At 71.5% G+C, this 19,167-nt stretch carries 18 protein-coding genes; 12 read left to right on the forward strand and 6 right to left on the reverse strand.

Features of this window, described 5'->3' with window-relative positions:
• Nucleotides 1-26: 26 nt before the first annotated feature.
• Both TU31_RS29955 and TU31_RS29960 read right to left on the reverse strand, forming a co-directional pair.
• Nucleotides 27-392, reverse strand: coding sequence for a hypothetical protein (locus TU31_RS29955; RefSeq protein ID WP_042160344.1), 366 nt, complete (start codon nt 390-392; stop codon nt 27-29).
• Between the two features lie 587 nt (nt 393-979).
• Nucleotides 980-3,307 carry a bifunctional glycosyltransferase/CDP-glycerol:glycerophosphate glycerophosphotransferase gene (locus TU31_RS29960; RefSeq protein WP_042160346.1) on the reverse strand — a complete coding sequence of 776 codons (2,328 nt, stop codon included), beginning with the start codon at nt 3,305-3,307 and terminating at the stop codon, nt 980-982.
• A gap of 466 nt (nt 3,308-3,773) precedes the next feature.
• Between TU31_RS29960 and dhaK the strand changes: the two genes are divergently transcribed.
• The 3 genes from dhaK to dhaM all read left to right on the forward strand — a co-directional run bounded on the left by dhaK (nt 3,774) and on the right by dhaM (nt 5,879).
• Complete coding sequence (gene dhaK, locus TU31_RS29965) at nt 3,774-4,766, forward strand: dihydroxyacetone kinase subunit DhaK (protein WP_042160347.1); 993 nt, start codon at nt 3,774-3,776, stop codon at nt 4,764-4,766.
• A gap of 79 nt (nt 4,767-4,845) precedes the next feature.
• Nucleotides 4,846-5,442: a dihydroxyacetone kinase subunit DhaL gene (dhaL, locus tag TU31_RS29970; protein ID WP_042160675.1), complete on the forward strand. Its 597-nt coding sequence runs from the start codon at nt 4,846-4,848 to the stop codon at nt 5,440-5,442.
• The gene (gene dhaM, locus TU31_RS29975; protein WP_042160350.1) at nt 5,439-5,879 is read left to right on the forward strand and encodes a dihydroxyacetone kinase phosphoryl donor subunit DhaM; all 441 of its coding nucleotides are present in this window, start codon (nt 5,439-5,441) and stop codon (nt 5,877-5,879) included. Before dhaL ends, dhaM begins: the two co-directional genes overlap by 4 nt.
• 34 nt (nt 5,880-5,913) lie before the next feature.
• On the opposite strand, the gene TU31_RS29980 is transcribed toward dhaM, so the two are convergent.
• Nucleotides 5,914-6,732: an SAM-dependent methyltransferase gene (locus TU31_RS29980; protein ID WP_042160352.1), complete on the reverse strand. Its 819-nt coding sequence runs from the start codon at nt 6,730-6,732 to the stop codon at nt 5,914-5,916.
• A gap of 382 nt (nt 6,733-7,114) precedes the next feature.
• Here TU31_RS29980 and TU31_RS29985 point away from each other — a divergent pair, with 382 nt between their 5' ends.
• The gene (locus TU31_RS29985) at nt 7,115-7,759 is read left to right on the forward strand and encodes an RNA polymerase sigma factor (RefSeq protein WP_042160354.1); all 645 of its coding nucleotides are present in this window, start codon (nt 7,115-7,117) and stop codon (nt 7,757-7,759) included.
• A gap of 2 nt (nt 7,760-7,761) precedes the next feature.
• Nucleotides 7,762-8,514, forward strand: coding sequence for a hypothetical protein (locus tag TU31_RS29990; RefSeq protein WP_052719113.1), 753 nt, complete (start codon nt 7,762-7,764; stop codon nt 8,512-8,514).
• Nucleotides 8,515-8,577: 63 nt separating this feature from the next.
• On the opposite strand, the gene TU31_RS29995 is transcribed toward TU31_RS29990, so the two are convergent.
• A complete protein-coding gene (locus TU31_RS29995) occupies nt 8,578-9,000 on the reverse strand; it encodes an STAS domain-containing protein (protein ID WP_245698880.1) in 423 nt (140 codons plus the stop codon).
• A gap of 308 nt (nt 9,001-9,308) precedes the next feature.
• On the opposite strand from TU31_RS29995, the gene TU31_RS30000 reads away from it, so the two are divergent.
• The 6 genes from TU31_RS30000 (at nt 9,309) to TU31_RS30025 (ending at nt 16,093) form a co-directional block, all read left to right on the forward strand.
• Entirely contained in the window at nt 9,309-10,070 is a 762-nt protein-coding gene (locus tag TU31_RS30000) for a DeoR/GlpR family DNA-binding transcription regulator (protein WP_042160358.1), read from the forward strand.
• A 202-nt stretch (nt 10,071-10,272) separates the two neighbouring features.
• Nucleotides 10,273-11,652, forward strand: coding sequence for an ABC transporter substrate-binding protein (locus TU31_RS30005; protein ID WP_107070777.1), 1,380 nt, complete (start codon nt 10,273-10,275; stop codon nt 11,650-11,652).
• Nucleotides 11,633-12,616, forward strand: coding sequence for a carbohydrate ABC transporter permease (locus TU31_RS30010; protein WP_181018699.1), 984 nt, complete (start codon nt 11,633-11,635; stop codon nt 12,614-12,616). Before TU31_RS30005 ends, TU31_RS30010 begins: the two co-directional genes overlap by 20 nt.
• Nucleotides 12,613-13,488 (forward strand): carbohydrate ABC transporter permease, encoded by an 876-nt coding sequence (locus TU31_RS30015; protein ID WP_042160359.1) that lies wholly within the window; start codon nt 12,613-12,615, stop codon nt 13,486-13,488. Before TU31_RS30010 ends, TU31_RS30015 begins: the two co-directional genes overlap by 4 nt.
• Nucleotides 13,485-14,477, forward strand: a complete 993-nt coding sequence (locus TU31_RS30020) for a zinc-dependent alcohol dehydrogenase family protein (RefSeq protein WP_042160360.1) — start codon at nt 13,485-13,487, stop codon at nt 14,475-14,477. Before TU31_RS30015 ends, TU31_RS30020 begins: the two co-directional genes overlap by 4 nt.
• A 140-nt stretch (nt 14,478-14,617) precedes the next feature.
• Nucleotides 14,618-16,093: a hypothetical protein gene (locus tag TU31_RS30025; RefSeq protein WP_042160361.1), complete on the forward strand. Its 1,476-nt coding sequence runs from the start codon at nt 14,618-14,620 to the stop codon at nt 16,091-16,093.
• Between the two features lie 51 nt (nt 16,094-16,144).
• Here TU31_RS30025 and TU31_RS30030 read toward each other — a convergent pair whose 3' ends face one another.
• Complete coding sequence (locus TU31_RS30030; RefSeq protein WP_042160362.1) at nt 16,145-17,593, reverse strand: DHA2 family efflux MFS transporter permease subunit; 1,449 nt, start codon at nt 17,591-17,593, stop codon at nt 16,145-16,147.
• Between the two features lie 23 nt (nt 17,594-17,616).
• Here TU31_RS30030 and TU31_RS30035 point away from each other — a divergent pair, with 23 nt between their 5' ends.
• Nucleotides 17,617-18,093, forward strand: coding sequence for a MerR family transcriptional regulator (locus TU31_RS30035; protein WP_219819233.1), 477 nt, complete (start codon nt 17,617-17,619; stop codon nt 18,091-18,093).
• 23 nt (nt 18,094-18,116) lie between these two features.
• Here TU31_RS30035 and TU31_RS30040 read toward each other — a convergent pair whose 3' ends face one another.
• Nucleotides 18,117-19,130, reverse strand: a complete 1,014-nt coding sequence (locus TU31_RS30040; protein ID WP_042160364.1) for a winged helix-turn-helix domain-containing protein — start codon at nt 19,128-19,130, stop codon at nt 18,117-18,119.
• Nucleotides 19,131-19,167: the final 37 nt, after the last annotated feature.

Consider the following 19,167-nt stretch of genomic DNA (forward strand, 5'->3'; position numbering starts at 1 on the left):
GACCTCAGCGCCGGGGCGCCGGGACCTCAGGGTTCCTGCGGGTCGACACCGGTGTGTGCCTCCGCGTCCCTGCCGCCGCTGGGCCGGCGCGAGGGGCCCTTGGGCCCCATGTCCCGCATGCCCTTCTCCTCGGTTTCGGCAGCGCGCCGCTCACCGGAACGGGTCTCGCTCTTGGTCTCGCTCGCCGGAGGGACCTTCTCCTGGCCGCCGGACTCCTTGCTGCGGTCCTTCTCGGGCGCGTACTCCTCCGGGCGGAACGACCGGCCGGCGCTCTCGTTCTTCTGCTGCTCGGTCTGGTCGACGTCGGGCGACCAGCCGTGCTGCTCGGTTCCCTTGTGCATGCTGTGGCCCTCGCCCATCTTCGGGTGCGAGGACTTGCGGTGTCTGGTCACTGCTGCTCCCTACGTTGCGCGCAGCCGACGGTCGCCATCGGGCCACGCTGTGCACGCGGAACGGCGCGCCGCCCTCGCCATGCGCACGGCCTCTGGACGCGATGCGCAGGCCGGGCCGGCTCCTGCGTCGCCTGCGTCGGAGACTCCCGTTACCTCCAGGCTGAGGGCCAACGGGATCATCCGCATCTCCGCCCTGCCGGGGCGGGCCCTCCGCGGGCCTGCGGGAGGGCGGCTGACGACGTGGGGCGCGCGGCCGGGGAGCAGCCGGCCGGCGCCGTACCGGGGAGTTACGCCGGTCGACCGTGGCGTGCCTCGCCGGGCGACTCAGCGGCGCGCGAGCCCCGGTCGGGGCGAGGGCCGCCGGGCCGTGGTGCGGGCTCGGGGTCCGGGTCGGGGACCGGCGGCGGCTGGGGCTTGGGGTGCACGGGATCCAGCGGGCCCGGCGGTGGCGGATCCGGTACCTCGTGGTGCGGCATGCGTCGGCTCCTTCCGGTCGCCTCGTGGTTCACGGCTGCGGGTGCCCCGTCCGCGTCCGCTCACACCTGGGCGCCGCGCCGGCCCGGAGTCCGGGCCGGCGCCTCCCGCAGTCAGCCGGTCAGCTCGACGTCCGGCCGGCCGGAGGAGGTGTCCGCCCCGGAGGCGAGGACCACGCCCCGCACGGCGCGAGCGGCCTCGGCCGGGGACGGTGCGACGGTGCGCTCGGACAGCGGAAGCGGGGCCGGGACCAGCTCCGGGTTGCCGAGGAAGGCCCGGTTGACCACCCGCTCGGCGGCGTGGCCGTCGTCCCACATGCAGAAGCGGGCGCGGAAGGCGGCCCGCAGCTCGCCGGCTTCGGTGCCGTTCCAGCGGCCGCTGCGGAACGCCTCGATCAGCTCGTCCTCGCTGGTGGCGACGATCCCCGGGGTGTCTCCCGGCTTTCCTGACAGCAGGTCGAAGGTGACCCCGCGGGAGCGGACGTACGTCTCCCAGTCGTCCGCGTAGTTGATGATCGGCCGGTCGAGGTTGGCGTAATCGAACATGATCGACGAGTAGTCCGTGATCAGCGCGTCCGCGGCGAGGCACAGCTCCTCGACCGACGGATGCCGGGAGACATCGATCAGCGCCCCCTCCTCCTGGAGCTTCTGAAGGTGCGGGTTCTGGCCGTAGAAGTAGTGCGTACGGACCAGCAGGACGATGTCCGGGCCGAGTTCGCGGGTGATTTTCTCCAGGTCCAGCTGTGGCACATAGCCGACCTGGTAGTCGCGCACCGTCGGGGCGTAGAGGACGGCGGTGCGGCCGGGGGCGATCCCCAGCCGCTCACGGATGTCCAGGATTTCCCGGGCACCGGTCCGGAAGAAGACGTCATTGCGCGGATAGCCGGCGTCGACGGACTCGAAGCCACAGGGGTAGACCCGCTCCCACTGCTCACTCGTGTGCTGGTTGGCGGAGACCGACAGATCCCAGCGGTCGGCGCGTTCGAGCAGCTTGCGCATGCTCATTCCCTTGCCGGCAGCCGGGTATTTCTGCTGGTCGATGCCCATGCGCTTGAGCGGGGTGCCGTGATGGGTCTGGAGATGGACCTGGCCCTTGCGCTTGACCACCTCGTCGGCGAAGTTGACGTTGTTGACGAAGTACTTCGCGCGCGCCATCAGCTCCCAGTAGCGCCGGCTGTTGACGACGACGTGGTCCATACCGTCCGGCACGGTGTCCACGACGTCCTCGCGTACCACCCACACCCCGTGCAGCTGCGGAGCCAGCTCCTTGGCCTTTTCGTAGACCGCCAGCGGATTGCAGGAGGGGGTGCGGTTCCAGTAGGCGCTGAAGACGGCGAGGTTCTGGTCGATGGGGCGCTTCAGCTGCATCCGGTAGAAGCTCGTCGCGGCCCGCTTGCTCATGGCGCGCTGGGCCTTGCGCAGGCGCTGCTGCCCGCTCTTCCGGGTACGGCTCATCAGATCCAGGGCCTGGAAGACGCGGTACGAACCACGTTCCAGTGCCTGGAACCGGCGGGCGTCGACCTCCGGGGGCGGGGTGAATCCCGCGGGCTTGTGCCGCCGGTACATCGCCACGGAACGGCGGAAGAATTCCGGCCGGTCCTGGACGCGCACCCGGCTTTCCCGCGCGCCGGTGAAGAGGAAGTGACTGACCATACGCTCGAAGAACAGCGGCCGCAGCGGGTCGAGGTCCGGCCGGCCGTCGAGAAAGTCGAAGAGCCGCTGGTACTGGTCGAATATCGTGAAGTGCTTGCGGCCCGGTGTCTTCATGGAATTGCCGTGCCGGCGCTGGCGGTATTCCACACAGGCGTGGTCCAGGCACACGGCACGCTCGGCGGTGAGCATGGTCGTGTAGACCATGAGGGCGTCCTCGTAGAGCCCGTCGGTGTACCGGAATCCGTTGTCCACGAAGAAGTCGCGCCGGAAGGCCCGGTTCCACACCACCGCGAACATATGCAGGAATTCGGTGCGCTCGGTGGGCTTGAAGACCTCCGTTCCGGCCTCGGCGAGGAGTTCACGGACGGCACTCGGTTGGACCGCGTGCCACCAGTAGGTCCGTACATGGTCGAAGAGCAGCAGGTCCGGGTCCTCCGCTGCGCTCAGCCGGTCGGCCATGGCCCGCAGCGCGCCCGCGGTGAAGGTGTCGTCACTGTCGAGGAACAGCAGATAGTCCCCGCGCGCACGCTGTACGCCGGTGTTCCGGGCAGCGCCGATGCCGCCGTTCTCCTCGTGGCGCACAGGGATCACCCGCGGGTCGCGGGCGGCGAACTCCGCCAGGATCTCGCCGCTGCGGTCCGGCGAGCAGTCGTCGACCGCGATGACCTCGAAGTCGGTGAAATCCTGCGCCAGCAGCGAGTTCAGGCACGCGCGAAGATAGCCCTGCACGTTGTAAACGGGAACGATGATGCTGAACCGCGGGGCGGCTCTGAGGCCCGTCTCGGGCATGGCGGGGTTGCTCCTCGAAGGTGTCGGCCGCACGACGCGGGCCGGAAGTTTCCGTGACTGGCAGTGGGACAACCGGTGACCGGAAATGGTTGCGCCCGAGCCGCGCGGAATTCCCGTCGTCTCCCTCACACGACATCCCGGGCCTGCCTTTACCGGGCGGCCCGGCCCCCCATCGGCCGGCCGGGGCCGCCCGGGCCGGAGACGCGGACACTCGCCTTTTCCGCGTCACGTGACCTGGAGGATCTGAGCACGGATACTGCCCTCGGGGCGGCCCCACCTCCGCTCCGCGCACGCTGCGGAGTGCCGGACGCACCGTCAGGAAAGAGGGCTGCGGCCGTCCTTCGCCCTGCCCTGCCCCTTCCCTCGCCGCCCCCGGACCGCCAAGATCGATAGTCGTGCATCACCACAGCCTGACCTGGGCAAACGCCGGTCAGCGACCCGATTGCCAGCTCACCAGGAGGTACCCATGAAGATGCTGATCAACGTCGCCGAAACCGTGGTCACGGATGCGCTGCGCGGGATGGCCGCGGCCCACCCCGAGCTGGTGGTGGATGCCGAGAACCGGGTGATCGTGCGGCGGGACGCTCCGGTGGCGGACAAGGTGGCGCTGGTATCCGGGGGTGGCAGTGGGCACGAGCCGCTGCACGGGGGGTTCGTCGGGCCCGGCATGCTGGACGCCGCCTGTCCCGGCGAGGTCTTCACCTCGCCGGTACCCGATCAGATGGTGCGGGCCGCGGCGGCCGTGGACAGCGGCCACGGCGTGCTGTTCCTCGTGAAGAACTACACCGGGGACGTCCTCAACTTCCAGATGGCGGCGGAACTGGCGGAGGACGAGGGGGTGCAGGTGGCCAGTGTGCTCATCGATGACGATGTCGCGGTGACCGACTCGACGTTCACCGCGGGGCGGCGCGGCACCGGGGCGACGCTCTTCGTGGAGAAGATCGCCGGTGCCGCGGCCGAGGAGGGCATGCCGCTGGAGCGGGTGGAGGCGCTGGCCCGGCAGGTCGTGGCGTCCTCGCGCAGTTTCGGGGTGGCGCTGAGCGCCTGTACGACCCCGGCGAAGGGCAGCCCCACCTTCGATCTCCCCACCGGGGAGCTGGAGTTGGGGGTCGGGATCCACGGCGAGCCGGGGCGGGAGCGCCGCGCGATGATGACCTCGCACGAGATCGCGGACTTCGCGGTGGACGCGATCCTGGAGGACCTGGATCCGCGGCTGCCGGTGCTGGTGCTCGTCAACGGCATGGGGGCGACCCCGCTGCTGGAGCTGTACGGATTCAACGCGGAGGTCCGCCGGGTGCTCGACGAGCGGGGCGTGGCGGTGGCCCGTACGCTCGTCGGCAACTATGTGACGTCGCTGGACATGGCGGGCTGCTCGGTGACGCTGTGCCAGGTCGACGGGGAGCTGCTGCGGCTGTGGGACGCGCCGGTGCAGACGGCGGGGCTTCGCTGGGGACGGTGACCGGGCCTTTGGACCCGTGCCCGTATCGCTTTCTTTTCTCAGTACCTGAACAACCAAGGAGTAGTCCGTGTCCGAAACGGTGCTGGATACCGCGTTCTTCGTACGCTGGATGACGGCGGCCGCCGCCGTCATCGACCGGGAGGCCGACCGGCTCACCGAGCTGGACTCACCCATCGGTGACGCCGACCACGGAAGGAATATGCAGCGCGGCTTCGCGGCCGTGGTCAAGGTGCTGGAGACGGAGCCGCCGGCGACGCCCGGTGGCGTCCTGACCGCCGCCGGACGGCAGTTGATCTCCAGTGTGGGCGGGGCGTCCGGGCCGCTCTACGGCACGCTGCTGCGGCGCGCCGGCAAGACCCTGGGCGAGGCGCCGCAGACCTCGGCGGCGGAGCTGCGGTCGGCGCTGGCCGCCGGGGTGGCCGCGGTGGGGCAGCTTGGCGGTTCGGCGCCGGGCGACAAGACGATGCTCGACGCGCTGACGCCCGGGGTGGTGGCGCTGGCGGACTCCTTCGACGCGGCGGCCGCGGCCTCCGCGGAGGGTGCGCTGGCCACCGTACCGATGCAGGCCAGAAAGGGCCGGGCGAGCTATCTGGGAGAACGCAGCATCGGGCATCAGGATCCGGGGGCCACGTCCTCGGCACTGCTGTTCGCGGCCCTCGCGGAGGTGGCGAAGTGAGCACGGGGACGGCGAACGGGACGGCCGGCGGCGAGGGCGCGCGGGTCGGGGTGGTGCTGGTGTCGCACAGCGGGCCGGTCGCGGAGTCGGTGGCGACGCTGGCGGTCGGGCTGGCCGGCGGCGGGGACACGGTGCCGGTGGCGGCCGCGGGCGGTACCCCGGACGGCGGTCTCGGTACGAGTGCGGAGCTGATCACCGAGGCGGCGCGGTCGGTGGACCGCGGTGCGGGGGTGGCGGTCCTGGTCGACCTGGGCAGCGCCGTACTGACCGTGAAGGCGCTGATCGCCGAGGGGGACGAACTCCCCGAGGGCGCCCGGCTGGTGGACGCGCCGTTCGTGGAGGGTGCGGTGGCCGCCGTGGTCACCGCGTCGGCCGGGGCGGATCTGGACGCGGTCGCGGCGGCGGCCGGGGAGGCGTACGGCTACCGCAAGGAATAGGAACGCCGCGTGGGAGGCTGCCGGCCGCGCCCGCTCAGGGCTTGCGGGCGACGCCCGCGTAGCAGGCGGCCTCCGCGTCGGTGACATGGGTGGCGTCCTCGGGGCGGTCGGGGCGCCACTGATGGGAGAGCGTGAGGCCCGGTTCCAGCAGCTCCCAGCCGTCGAAGAAGCGCAGGACCTCGGCGCGGGAGCGGAACTGGAGCCGGGTGCCCGTATCGCCGTAGATCTTGATGATCTTCCGCATCGCCTCCGGGCTGAAGTCCGGTGTGGCATGGCTCAACGCCAGGGTGCTGCCGCTGGGCAGTGCGGCCTTGAGGGTCTCGACGATGGTGTGGGCGCGGTCCTCGCCGTCGTCGGGGACGAAGTGCATCAGGGCGTTCAGGCTGAGCGCGACCGGGCGGGTCAGGTCGAGGGTGTCCAGGAGCTGGGGCGCGCCGAGGATGCTCTCGGGGTCGTTGACATCGGCCTGGACATACGCCGTGCGGCCCTCGGCGGTGCCGATCAGCAGCGCCGCGGCGTGCGCGAGGACGATCGGGTCGTTGTCGGTGTAGACGACCCGGGCGTCGGGGGCGATGCCCTGGGCGATGTCGTGGAGGTTCGGCGGGGTGGGGATGCCGGTGCCGATGTCGAGGAACTGCCGGAGACCGGAGACGGCGAGGACCCGGGTGGCGCGGTGCATGAACTCGCGGTTGATGCGGGCGGCGACCAGCGCGGCGGGGAAGACGCCCAGGACGCTCCCGGCGGCCATCCGGTCGGCCAGGAAGTTGGTCTTGCCGCCCAGGAAATAGTCATAGATCCGGGACGAGTGGGCCCGGTCCAGCTGTAGGTCCACCACGGAATCGTGCTCGCCCATCGTGCGCTGCCTCCCCAATTCGCCCTCCTGCCCGGCGCCTCCCCCGCGCACCATGATGCCCGTTCCGTGCGCCACGCGCCGCGGAGAGCGCGTCAAACTCCCTCGCACGCCCGGTCGTTGGGGCGCGGTGCCCCGTATGTCACGGATCATGCCGGAGCACACCCGACGCGTCCCATGACGGGCGGCCATGCCACGGTCATGCGCCGTCACATGCCACTGTCATGCGTAGTCATATGAATACGCAGCGGCAGATTTTTGCCCTGCCGATGCCACAAACGGGCTCACTTTCCGGTTCATTGGAAGGTGAGAGCAACCGCTCTCCCGCTGCCGGCAGCGCCTCGGCGCCCGGTTCGGTGCATGCCCAACGGAACGAGGACGGCTTGTGAGCGCAGACCGGGACCGACCGCTGCCGGCGTGCGCTCCGGCGCATGTCCGTGCCGCGGAGTTATCGCCACTCCCCCACTGTTCGCTCCCGGCCTCCGCGTCGGACCCGTTCGACCACCGGCTGTCGATCACCTTCGAGGCGTTTCTGGCCACGCACGCGCGGAAGTGGCTGACCTACGCCTATCTGCACACGGGCAGCGAGGCCGCGGCCCGTGAGGTCACCCGGGCCGCGTACGGGCAGCTCGGCCGGCTGTGGCCGCACGCGCTGCGGCAGGCGTCGGTGGAGGCGTACGCCTGGTCGGTCCTCAAGGAACGGGTCGTGGAGTGGCTGTACGACCACCACCAGCCCACCGCGCTCACCGAAACCGCCGCGTTCGCCGTCGTCACCCATGCCCTGCTGCGTGAGTGCCAGCAGCAATTCGCGATGCTGGAAAGCCAGTTGGGGCTGTACGCGGCCATCGCCCGGCTGCCGGAGCGGCAGTGCGATGTGATCGTGCTGCGCCATGTCATCGGGTACAGCGACGCCCAGATCGGCTCGCTGCTGGGCGTCGACGAAGTCACCGTCCGCTCCTATGCGAGCCGCGGCAAGCGCAAGCTCGCCGCCGCGCTCGGTATCGATCAGGGAAACGCAAGGGGGAACTGACCATGTGGCACACCCGTCCCGCCGACCGCCGGGAAACCGTCGAGACGCTGCTCAGCGCGGCCGCGGCGGTGTCCGGCATCGATGATCTGGCCGGATTCCGCGACCTCGATGACGCGGGCGCGCTCAGCTGCCTCGGCGCGTCCCTGCTCGCGGGGACGGCGGCCGCGGACGGTCGTCCGACAGCGGTGCGGACGGTCCGGGCCGACCAGGGCGCGCCCAGCACCTATCCCAGCGCCCGGGACGAGGCCACCCATGAGCTCCAGTTGGCCTGTGCGCTGGTCGTCAATGCCGCGGCGGCCGCGGCGAGTCTGGAACGGCTGGTCAACGACCATCACATCGACCCCGAGGGCGCGCTGGTCTTCGCCTGTCTGCTGCACATCACCGGGCGCACCGACGCGGCGCACTTCTGGTGGCACTTCGGCGCCGGCGCTGGCAGCCGGACGGCCGCCTACTGCCTGTATCTCTCGCACCGCCGCAACGGCGAGTACCGCGACGCCGCCTACTGGCGCGAGCAGGCCGCCCACGCGCCGGACGAGGAGCGCCCCCCGGTGGCCGCGTTCGACGAGAAACAGCTGCTGCCGGACTCGGCCCGGCACAACCTCCTCGTCCAGTGGCACAGCGGGCTCGCCCCGACCCTGCCGACCGCGCTGGAGAATGTGATCAACCGTCTCGTCGTGGACAGCGACGACGAGGACTTCGGCGAGATCCCCCGCCCCTCCCCCACGCTCGTCCGGGACCTGGGCCGGGCGGAGTAGCCACCCGCCGCGCGCCCGCGCCCGTCCGGGCCGGCCCGCTGCCCGGACGGCGGGCCGCCGGGCTCAGATGTCGTCGGCTTCCGCGACCGGGTCCGCCACCGCGGGCGGCCACGCCGGGCGGCTGGCGTCGGGGACCGCGGTCAGCGCATGCCCGACGGTGGGGTAGCAGGAGAAGACGCCGAGGGACTGGGTGCCGACCAGCAGCCGCAGCATCCGTACGCCGAGCGAGGCCAGCAGCAGCCTGCCCTCCAGGCGCCGGCAGAGCCATTCCAGGGCGAGCAGACAGCTCAGCCCCCGTGAGTCACAGAAGCGCAGCGCGGTCAGATCGAGCACCAGATAGCGGTGTCCGGCCGAGACCACCTCCCGGGCCTCGGCCAGAAAGGCCTGCTCGGTGCGGAGGTCCAGCTCCCCACTCACCCGCAACACCGCACACTCTTCCGCCTGCACGATCGCAGTGACCGCCAACGACCGCATCTCCGAGCTCATGCCGTCCAGACTAAGCGCCGCCGATGGCTGCACCACCGCGATGGCCCACCGGCACACAATGGACCGCCCCCGACGCCGCCCCGGCCCGTCGCGCCCGGACGGACCCTCCCCACGCGCCATACGGGCACCCGTTCGTGCGTAGGGCCAAGCTGACAGTGCTCGGAAGCGGGCGGAAACGGTCAGGTTTTTTGCTGTGACGGGCAGCCTGCGGCGCCGCCCCGGTTGCTATAAACCTGATGCGGGCGGAAACGGGCAACCTCGTGACCGAACGCAGACCGGAAGCACACAGAAAGCGGCAGGAGTGAACCATGAGGGCCGAGGAACGCCAGCATCGCCTCCTCGCGCTCGCCCGGCAGTCCGGCCGGATCGAGGTCGCCGAGGCCGCGTCGGCATTCGGGGTCGCCCGCGAAACCGTCCGGCGCGATCTGAGTGAGCTGGAGCGCCGGGGCCTGGTCCGGCGTACGCACGGCGCGGCGTACCCGGTCGAGAGCGCCGGGTTCGAGACCACGCTGGCCCGGCGGGAGACCCAGCAGGTGGACGAGAAGCGCCGGATCGCGGCGGCCGCCGCGGCGCTGGTCGGCGAGGCCGAGACGGTCTTCGTCGACGAGGGCTACACCCCGGAGCTGGTCGCCACGCTGCTGCCCACCGACCGCCCGCTGACCGTGATCACCGCATCGCTGCGCACCGCCTCCCTGGTCGCGGCGTCCGAATCCACCACCGTCCTGCTGGCCGGCGGCCGGGTCCGCTCCGGGACGCAGGCGACGGTGGGGTCCTGGGCCCGGGAGATGCTCGCCCGGTTCGTGATCGACCTGGCCTTCCTGGGGGCGAACGGCGTCTCCCGGGAGCACGGTCTGACCACCCCGGATCCGGCGGTCGCCGAGGTGAAGGAGCAGGCCGTCCGCTCCTCCCGGCGGCGGGTGCTGGTCGGGGTGCACAGCAAATTCGGCGCCAGCAGTTTCTGCCGGTTCGCCGAGGTACGTGACTTCGACACGATCGTCACCGACGCGGGGCTGTCCGCGCCGGAGGCGCATCGCTACTCGCTCCTGGGGCCGCAGGTGCTCCGGGTCTGACCGCGGCCGGGGCCGCCGGACGACCGGCCCCGCACCGCGGCACCACATCCCCCACAGCTGACCGCCGAAGGCCGGGCCCGCACCGCCGGCCGTCGGACGGCTCCCGGGCGTACCCGCGAAACGGCGTCGTACGCCCCAAAACCGCCGCTTGTGCGGCATTCGCCGGACACGCACGTCCCCTGTCCCCAGAAAGGTACGAGCCGTGAGAGCACGACCCCCCGGACCAGGCCGCGGCGCCCGCTCCCTAGGGCTGACCGCCCTCGCCGTGGCCCTGGCCCTGTCCACCGCCGGCTGTTACCGCGGCGCCGGCGACGCGGGCAACGAGAGCCGCCACAGCATCAACGTCCTGATGGTCAACAACCCGCAGATGGTGGATCTCCAGCGGCTCACCGCCGAGCACTTCACCAAGGAGACCGGCATCAAGGTCAACTTCACCGTGCTGCCGGAGGACGATCTGCGCGACAAGATGAGCCAGGACTTCTCCAGCCAGGCCGGGCAGTACGACGTGGCGAGCGTCAGCAACTACGAGACGCCCATCTACGCCCGCAACGGCTGGCTGGCCGAACTGGGCACCCGTGCCGCCAAGGACCGCGGATTCGACCAGGGCGACATCCTCCCCCCGGTCCGCTCCTCCCTCACGGCCGCCGACGGCAAGATCTACGCCCAGCCCTTCTACGGCGAGTCCTCGTTCCTGATGTACCGCAAGGACCTCCTCAAGGAGGCCGGGCTGTCCATGCCCGCCCGGCCCACCTGGCACCAGGTGGCCGCCCTGGCGGCGAAGCTGGACGGCTTCCGCAAGGGCATGAAGGGGATCTGTCTGCGCGGCCAGCCAGGCTGGGGCCAGCTGGCCGCCCCGCTGAGCACCGTCGTCAACACCTTCGGCGGGACGTGGTTCACCAAGGACTGGCAGCCGCGGGTCGACAGCCCGGAATTCACCCGGGCCACCCGGTTCTACGTGGATCTGGTCCGCAAGCACGGTGAGGCGGGCGCCCCGCAGGCCGGATACACCGAGTGCCTCAACGACATGCAGCAGGGCAAGGTCGCCATGTGGTACGACGCGACGGCCGGCGCCGGTTCGCTGGAGGGGGCCGACTCCAAGGTCGCGGGCAAGGTCGGCTACGCACCCGCGCCGGTGGAGCGGACCCGGGACGCGGGCTGGCTCTACACCTGGGCGTGGGGCGTGCAGAAGGCCAGTACGCACCAGGACGCGGCCTGGAAGTTCATCCGCTGGGCCTCGGGCAAGGACTACGAGCGGCTGGTGGGCCGCGAGCTGGGCTGGTCGAACGTGCCCGGCGGCAAGCGGGCCTCCCTCTACCGCGATCCGGCCTACGTCAAGGCGTCCGGGGCTTTCGCCGGCCCGACCGAGCGGGCGATCCGTTCGGCCCGGCCCGGCGACCCCGGCGTCCAGCGGCGCCCGGCCCCCGGCATCCAGTTCGTCGGCATCCCCGAGTTCGCCGACCTGGGCACCAAGGTGTCCCACGAGATCAGCTCGGCCATCGCCGGGAAGCAGAGCGTGTCCGAGGCCCTGAAGAACAGCCGGCGACCGGCACAGGAGGTGTCCGATGCCTATACGGACCACTGAGCCGGCCCCCGCGGCCGAGGTGGCCGCCGTGCACCGCGGCGGTGACCCGGCGGCCCGTGCCCGCCGCACCGAGCGGGCGAAGAACTGGGCCCGCCGCGCCCCGCTGCTTCCCGCGCTGGTCTTCCTCGTCATCGTCACCCAACTCCCGTTCGTGGCGACCGTGGTGATCTCCTTCACCCGCTGGAACGCGCTGGCGCCCGAGAACCGCGGCTTCGCCGCCTTCGACAACTACCGGGCGGTCTTCACCGATCCCGCGATGCGGGCCTCGGTGGGCACGACGGTGCTGCTGACCGTCACCGTGGTGCTGGTCAGCCTGCTGCTCGGGCTGGGGCTGGCGCTGCTGCTCGACCGTGGTTTCCGCGGGCGCGGCATCGTCCGCACCCTGCTCATCACGCCGTTCCTGGTCGTACCCGTCGCCTCCGCACTGTTGTGGAAGCATGCGCTGTACAACGCCTCGTACGGGCTGCTGAACGGCTCGCTGACCTGGATCTGGCGGCTGTTCGGCAGCGACGACCCACCGCAGCCGGACTGGATGACCGACTCACCGCTGGCGGCGGTGGAGGTGTCGCTGATCTGGCAGTGGACGCCGTTCATGATGCTGATCCTGCTGGCCGGGCTACAGAGCCGGGCCACCGACGCCATCGAGGCGGCCCGGATGGACGGCGCCTCGGCCTTCGACATCTTCCGCTATCTGACCCTGCCGCATCTGCGCCGCTACCTCGAACTCGCCGCGCTGCTGGGCACGGTGTACGTCGTGCAGAACTTCGACGCGGTGTTCACCATCACGTCCGGCGGCCTCGGCACGGCCAACCTGCCGTACACCATCTACCAGACCTTCTACCAGGCCCATGACTACGGACGGGCGTCCGCGCAGGGCGTCGTCGTGGTGCTGTGTTCGCTGCTGGTGGCGACCTTCGCGCTGCGCACCGTCTCGTCCCTGCTGCGTGAGGAGGTCACCCGATGAACCGCCCGCTCCTGGCCCCGCGCCGCCCCGGCTCCCCCGCCACCCGGCGCCGTCGCCACACCGGCACCCTGCTGGGCCTGGTGGCCTGGCTGTGCGGGATCGGCTTCTTCCTGCCGGTCGCCTGGATGGTGCTGACGTCCTTCCACAGCGAGACGGACGCGGCGACCAACCCGCCGAGCGTCGGCGCCGGGCTGAGTCTGCACGGCTACCGCGAGTTCTTCGGCGCGGGCAGCGGTGTCAGCCCCTGGCCGCCGCTGATCAACTCGCTGACCGCCTCCGTCGTCGCCACCGTGCTGGTGCTGCTGCTGGCGGTGCCCGCCGCCTACGCCCTCGCCATCAAGCCGGTGCGCAAGTGGAGCGATGTCCTCTTCTTCTTCCTGTCCACGAAGATGCTGCCGCTGGTGGCCGGGCTGCTGCCGGTCTACCTCCTCGCGCAGAACACCGGGATGCTCGACAGCATCTGGCTACTGGTCCTGCTCTACACCTCGATGAACCTGCCGATCGCGGTGTGGATGATGCGTTCGTTCCTCGCCGAGGTCCCGGTGGAGATGCTGGAGGCCGCCTCGATCGACGGTGCGGGGCTGACCTGCACCCTGACCCGGATCGTGGCACCGGTCGCCATGCCGGGCATCGCGGCCACGGCCCTGATCTCCTTCATCTTCAGCTGGAACGAGCTGCTGTTCGCGCGGGTCCTGACCGGGATCGTGGCCGGGACCTCGCCGGTGTTCCTGACCGGACTCGTGACCAGCCAGGGCCTGTTCCTGGCCAAGGTGTGCGCCGCCGCCACCGTCATCTCCCTCCCGGTGATCGTCGCCGGGTTCGCCGCCCAGGACAAACTCGTCCAGGGCCTGTCGCTTGGAGCCGTGAAATGAAAGCCGCAGTGATCAGCGCCCCCGGGACCGTCGAGGTCGCCACCGTCGAGGACCCGGCGCCCGGCCCCCGCGAGGTCGTGGTCTCGGTCGCCGCCTGCGGGCTGTGCGGCACCGATCTGCACATCCTCCAGGGCGAGTTCGCGCCCACCCTGCCGGTCGTGCCGGGCCATGAGTTCGCCGGTACGGTCGTGGCGACCGGCAGCGCGGTCACCGAGCTCGCCGAGGGGGACCGGGTCGCCGTCGACCCGTCGCTCTACTGCTTCGAGTGCCACTACTGCCGCACCGGGCGCAACAACCTCTGTGAGCGCTGGGCCGCCATCGGGGTGACCACGGCGGGCGGCGCCGCCGAGTTCGCCGTGGCCCCGGTCGGGAACTGCGTCAAGCTGCCCGAGCACATCAGCACCGAGGACGCGGCACTGATCGAGCCGCTCTCCTGCGCCGTACGCGGCTACGACATCCTGCGCTCCCAGCAACTGGGCACCCGGGTCCTCATCTACGGCTCGGGCACCATGGGCCTGATGATGCTCGAACTCGCCAAGCGCACCGGTGCCGCCGGGGTCGATGTCGTCGACATCAACCCGCATCGGCTGGCCACCGCCCGCACCCTGGGATGCAGCGCCGCGGCCGGTTCCGCCGATGAGCTGGACCGCCCGCGCGGCTGGGACGTGGTGATCGACGCCACCGGCAACGAGCACGCCATCCAGGACGCCTTGGGGCGGGTCGGCAAGGGCGGCACCTTCCTCCAGTTCGGCGTCGCCGACTACGCGGCGCGCGCCACCATCGAGCCCTACCGGATCTACAACCAGGAGATCACCATCACCGGCTCGATGGCCGTCCTGCACAGCTATGAACGCGCCGCGGAACTCTTCGCCGCGGGCGTGCTGGACCCGGAGGTCTTCATCAGCGACCGGCTCCCGCTGGACCACTACGCGGAGGCGCTGGGCCGCTTCCGGGCGGGCGAGGGGCGGAAGATCCTCGTACGGCCGTGAGCGGAGCCCGGGGCGGTCCTTGGGGCCGCCCCGGGGACGGGCGGGCGCCAACTCCTGGGAGAAGCGCGGGAACGGGCAGCAGGCCTGGCCGCACAGTTCTTGGTTGACAGTGCGTACACCCGCGCGACAGCATCCGGCCGGTGGAGATCACCGAGCTGACCCCAGCGGAACGCCGTGTCCGGCAGGCGTTCCCCCTCGGCGAGGGCGTCGACTTCCGGGAGAACGCCGACGAAGACCCCGCCGCCGGCGCCACCTGGGGCCCCGAGCGGACGGTGCGCGCCGCGGTGCTCCGGGGGCTGCTGCTCAACGGGCCGTCACGGGACGGCGAGATAGCGGGGCTGAAACTCTGGGGCGCCCGGATCACCGGGGAGCTGAACCTGAAGTACGGCCGGGTTGAGCACCCGGTACGACTGCGGTCCTGCTCCTTCGAGGAGACCCCGGATCTGTACGGCGCGACGCTGCGCATCCTGGCGCTGAACGACTCGGTCCTGCCGGGTCTCACGGCCGGACACCTCCACGTCGATGGGGTGCTGCGGCTCACCTGTTGCCGTATCAAGGGGCCGGTGCGGCTGGCCGGCGCGCAGATATCCGGTGCGGTCTTCGCCAACGGAGCCCACTTCGGCGATCCGGCCGCCACGGAGCCGCCCGAGGAACCCGTTCTCCAGCTGAACCACGCCGACATCGGCACCGACCTCTGGGCTCCCGGCCTGGTCGCCCACGGCCGGATCCGGCTGAACGGCGCCACCGTCGGCGGACAGGTCACGCTCGACGACGCACGGCTCAACGCCCCCGGCGGTCACGCGCTGGAGGCCGAGACACTCAGCGTCGGCACCGACGTGCACGCCATGCGGCTGCGGGCCCACGGCCGGGTCGACCTGCGCGGTGCCCGGATCGGGGGCCAGCTCAACCTCGCCTACGCCGCCCTCGCCAACCCGGGTGGGGTGGCGTTACGCGTCAGCAGCTGTGTCGCGGGCGAGATGTGGCTGCGCGAGGCGAAGCCGGTGGTGGGCACGGTCAATCTCCGCCGCGCCCAGTTCGACGTCCTGTACGTCCCGCCGGAGGTCTGGCCGGACGAGGTCAAGCTCGACCGGCTCACCTACGGCTCGCTGCTCCCGCACCTTCCCGCCGAGGAACGGCTCCCGGTGCTGGAGCGCGAGCGCGCGGGTTATGTGTCGTACTCGTACGAGCAGCTCGCCGGCGCCTACCGTACGGCCGGGGACGAAGCCGCCGCCCGCACCGTCCAGCTGGCCAAACTCCGCCGCCACCGCCGCACCCTGCCCTGGTACGCCAAGGTCTGGGGTCACCTCCAGGACGCCACCGTCGGCTACGGCTTCCGTCCGATGCGCGCCGCCGGCTGGTTGCTGGCCCTGTTGCTCACCGGCGCCCTCGCCTTCGCCCTGCACCCTCCACGCCCGCTGAAGACCGACGAGGCCCCCGACTTCAACCCCTTCTTCTACACCCTCGATCTGCTGATGCCGATCATCGGCTTCGGACAGGAGGGGGCCTTCGCGCCGCGGGGCGGGTACCAGTGGCTCTCGTATCTGCTGGTCGTCACGGGCTGGACGCTGGCCACGACGATCGCGACGGGCATCACCCGCTCCCTGGCCCGCCAGTAGCGGGCGTTCCCACCCACCTCGCCGTCGGCGACGCCACGCGCAACTCCCGCCTCACGGTTGGGAATCGGCCCGTGTGCCCGCGCGTTCGGCCGTGGCGCGTGCCCACCGGCCGGAGCTGATCACAGCGAGGATGAGGATGCCCGCGCCGAGTACGACGAGCATCCACCACATGCGATGCGCCGCGCCCGTGAACGCCGTTCCGCCCTGGGCGAGCTGCGGGCCGATGAGGGTCCCGGAGATCGCGACGCCCAGTGTGGTGCCGGTCTGGCGGCCGGTGGAGGCCAGCGAGCCGGCCAGCCCGGCCATCGAGCGGGGCATCCCGGAGATCGCCGCGTTGGTGATCGGCGGGTTGACCGCGCCGAGGAAGACGCCGAACACCAGGTGGACCGCCAGCACGGCCGGCAGAGGAGTCTCCGGGCCGAGCCCTAGCGACATGCCGCCGCCGAGGGCCAGCGCCATCCCTGCCACCACCAGCGGTATCAGGGGACCGCGCGCGCCGACCGCGCGCCCGGTGAGCGGCGCCACCACCAGGACGGGCAGCCCGACCGGGAGCAGGCACAGCCCGGCCGCCACCGGCGACAGGCCGCGCACGTCCTGAAGGTACTGGGTGGTCACGAACAGGAACGCGCCGAAGCCGCACAGGGCGAACAGCGCCATCACGATCGCGGAGCTGAACGGCACACTGCGGAAGAGGCGCAGTTCCAGGAGCGGGTCGGTGCGGCGCGGTTCATATCCGAGGAGGCCCGCCACGCCGAGCGCGGCGACGGCGAGCAGCCCGATGATGACCGGCGAGGTCCAGCCGAGCGCGCTGGATTCGATGATCGCGTAGACGACGCAGCCCAGGACCAGGACCATCAGTACCTGCCCGACGGGGTCGAACCGGCGGGCCCGTTCGGCGCGGGACTCGGGTACGAACAGCGCGGCGCACACGATCGCCACGGCCACGATCGGGACGTTGATCCAGAAGACCGACCGCCAGCCGAAAGCGTCGACCAGCCCACCGCCGAGGACCGGTCCCAGCGCCAGCGCCAGTCCGGACATCGAGGCGAAGACCCCGATGGCCCGTGCCCGTTCGGCGGCACCGGTGAACGTGGTCGCGACGATCGCCATGGCCACCGGGTTGAGCATGGTCCCGCCGACTGCTTGCAGCGCACGCGCCGCGATCAGCCAGCCGATGTCCGGCGCCAGTCCGCACAGCACCGACCCGAGGCCGAAGGCCGCGAGACCGGCCTGGAAGACCCGCCGCCGGCCGACCCGGTCGGCGGTGGCTCCGGCCAGGACGAGGAACGCGGCCAGCACCAGGGTGTAGGCGTCGACCGCCCACTGGCGGCCGGATTCGGAGGCGTGCAGGTCGCGTCCCATGCTGGGAAGCGCGACATTGACGATGGAGATGTCCATCACCACGACCACGATGCTCACGCAGCAGATCGCGAGCACCAGGGATTTGCGGCGCGGGCTCAGTCCGGCAGCCGCGGCGGGGGAAAGCACGGGTGAACTCATGGTCCGACGCTAGGATTTAGAGCGTGCTCGAAATCAAGCAGCACTCAGCAGCCGGTGCCACCGAACCGAAGGCGCGCACCGGGACGGTGCCCGCGGAAGGCGTGACCATCGCCGAGGCGGCCCGCCGCACCGGGGTGAGCGCCCACACGCTCCGGTACTACGAGCGTGCCGGCCTGGTCGTCAGCCCGGTCGACCGTACGAGCGGCGGGCGCCGCCGGTACCGCGAGCTCGACCTCAAGTGGATCGTCATCTGCACCAAGCTGCGCGCCACCGGCATGCCCATCAGGGGCATCCGCCGGTACGCCGAACTGGTCGCCGCCGGACCGGGCAACGAGGCGGAACGGCTCGCCCTCATGGAAGCCCACCGCGCCGACGTCCTGGCCAAGCTGGCGGAGACCCAGGAGAACCTGAAGATGATCGACCACAAGATCGAGAAGTACCGGGGCAGCATGGCCGCGGGCGACGCCGGCCGGCTCTGGGCACCCGTCAGCCCCCCTTGAGCGGCGCGCTGCCCCGGCACCTCTCAATTCGGCAGGCGGACGGGGGCGAGTTCACCGTGCAGCAGCGCCGTGCCGAGCGGGGTGAGGGCGTGGATGACCGAACCGCCGTCGCGCCGGCTGCGGGCCAGGTTGGCCTCGCGCAGGGCGCTCACATGCTCGCTGGCCGAAGGGGCGGAGACCCGTAAGCGGCGGGCCAGTTCACCCGTGGTGGCCGGTGCGTCGAGCGCGGCGAGGATGCGGGCCCGGGTGCGGCCGAGGAGGGTGGACAGCGCCTGCGGATGACAGCTGCGGGTGGTGGCCGGTGCCCACGCCGTGGAGTGTTCCACGGGGTAGACCAGCACCGGCGGCAGACCGGGGTCGGCCAGCGCGATGGGTCTGCGCCAGCAGAAGTGGGACGGGATCAGCCGCAGCCCGCGCCCGCCCAGCCGCAGCTCGCGGTCCTGGGGATAGTCGACGTACAGCACCGGCGGCTCCCAACGGAGCGCCGGGCGGAGGCTGTTGAGCATGCCGTCGACACCGCCGCGGCAGAGGGCGCGGGCCCGGGCACCGCGGTCGGAGTCGACGGTGGCGGCCGCCTCCGTCCAGTCGGGGGCGATCACCGCGCGGTGCACCTCCCGGAAGGCGCGGGCCAGTTCGTCGAGCGGCTCCCGGCTTCCGGCGGCCAGTGCGGCGGTCCAGCGCGGGAGCCGGTCCGGCAGCGCGGCCCGCGCGGTTTCCGCCGTCAGCCGGACCGGGGAGGTCTCCCGCAGCGCCGCCAGCCCGGCGGCCAGCCCGTCGCGGGCCGCGTCGGGGGTGAGGAAGTCCGGGAAGTAGCGGGCGTCGGCCGGGGCCAGTGCGCTGATCAGCCGGGCGGCGGGGGTCAGTCCCCGGGCGTCCAGTTCGCGGCGGGCGCGGGCCCGCCAGGCGGCGTACACCGGCACCCCACGCCCCGGTGGGGTGACATGGTGCAGGGCGAGCACCGTTTCCCACAAGGGATCGGGTTCGGCCGCGATGTGTACCCGCGCGATATCCCGGTCTTCGAAGTGAATGCGCAACATGCGGCCCCCGCGGCATGCTCATGACCCTGTGGCCAGG

The organism is Streptomyces lydicamycinicus (assembly GCF_000829715.2).
GTDB classification, from domain to species: domain Bacteria; phylum Actinomycetota; class Actinomycetes; order Streptomycetales; family Streptomycetaceae; genus Streptomyces; species Streptomyces lydicamycinicus.

Coding starts and splice junctions, on each gene's coding strand:
- TU31_RS29960 (WP_042160346.1), bottom strand. CDS start 3,307: ATGCCCGAGACGGGCCTCAGAGCCGCCCCGCGGTTCAGCATCATCGTT.
- TU31_RS30030 (WP_042160362.1), bottom strand. CDS start 17,593: ATGAGTTCACCCGTGCTTTCCCCCGCCGCGGCTGCCGGACTGAGCCCG.
- dhaK (WP_042160347.1), top strand. CDS start 3,774: ATGAAGATGCTGATCAACGTCGCCGAAACCGTGGTCACGGATGCGCTG.
- TU31_RS29995 (WP_245698880.1), bottom strand. CDS start 9,000: ATGAGCTCGGAGATGCGGTCGTTGGCGGTCACTGCGATCGTGCAGGCG.
- TU31_RS30010 (WP_181018699.1), top strand. CDS start 11,633: ATGCCTATACGGACCACTGAGCCGGCCCCCGCGGCCGAGGTGGCCGCC.
- TU31_RS30015 (WP_042160359.1), top strand. CDS start 12,613: ATGAACCGCCCGCTCCTGGCCCCGCGCCGCCCCGGCTCCCCCGCCACC.
- TU31_RS30040 (WP_042160364.1), bottom strand. CDS start 19,130: ATGTTGCGCATTCACTTCGAAGACCGGGATATCGCGCGGGTACACATC.
- TU31_RS29990 (WP_052719113.1), top strand. CDS start 7,762: ATGTGGCACACCCGTCCCGCCGACCGCCGGGAAACCGTCGAGACGCTG.
- TU31_RS29980 (WP_042160352.1), bottom strand. CDS start 6,732: ATGGGCGAGCACGATTCCGTGGTGGACCTACAGCTGGACCGGGCCCAC.
- TU31_RS30020 (WP_042160360.1), top strand. CDS start 13,485: ATGAAAGCCGCAGTGATCAGCGCCCCCGGGACCGTCGAGGTCGCCACC.
- TU31_RS30000 (WP_042160358.1), top strand. CDS start 9,309: ATGAGGGCCGAGGAACGCCAGCATCGCCTCCTCGCGCTCGCCCGGCAG.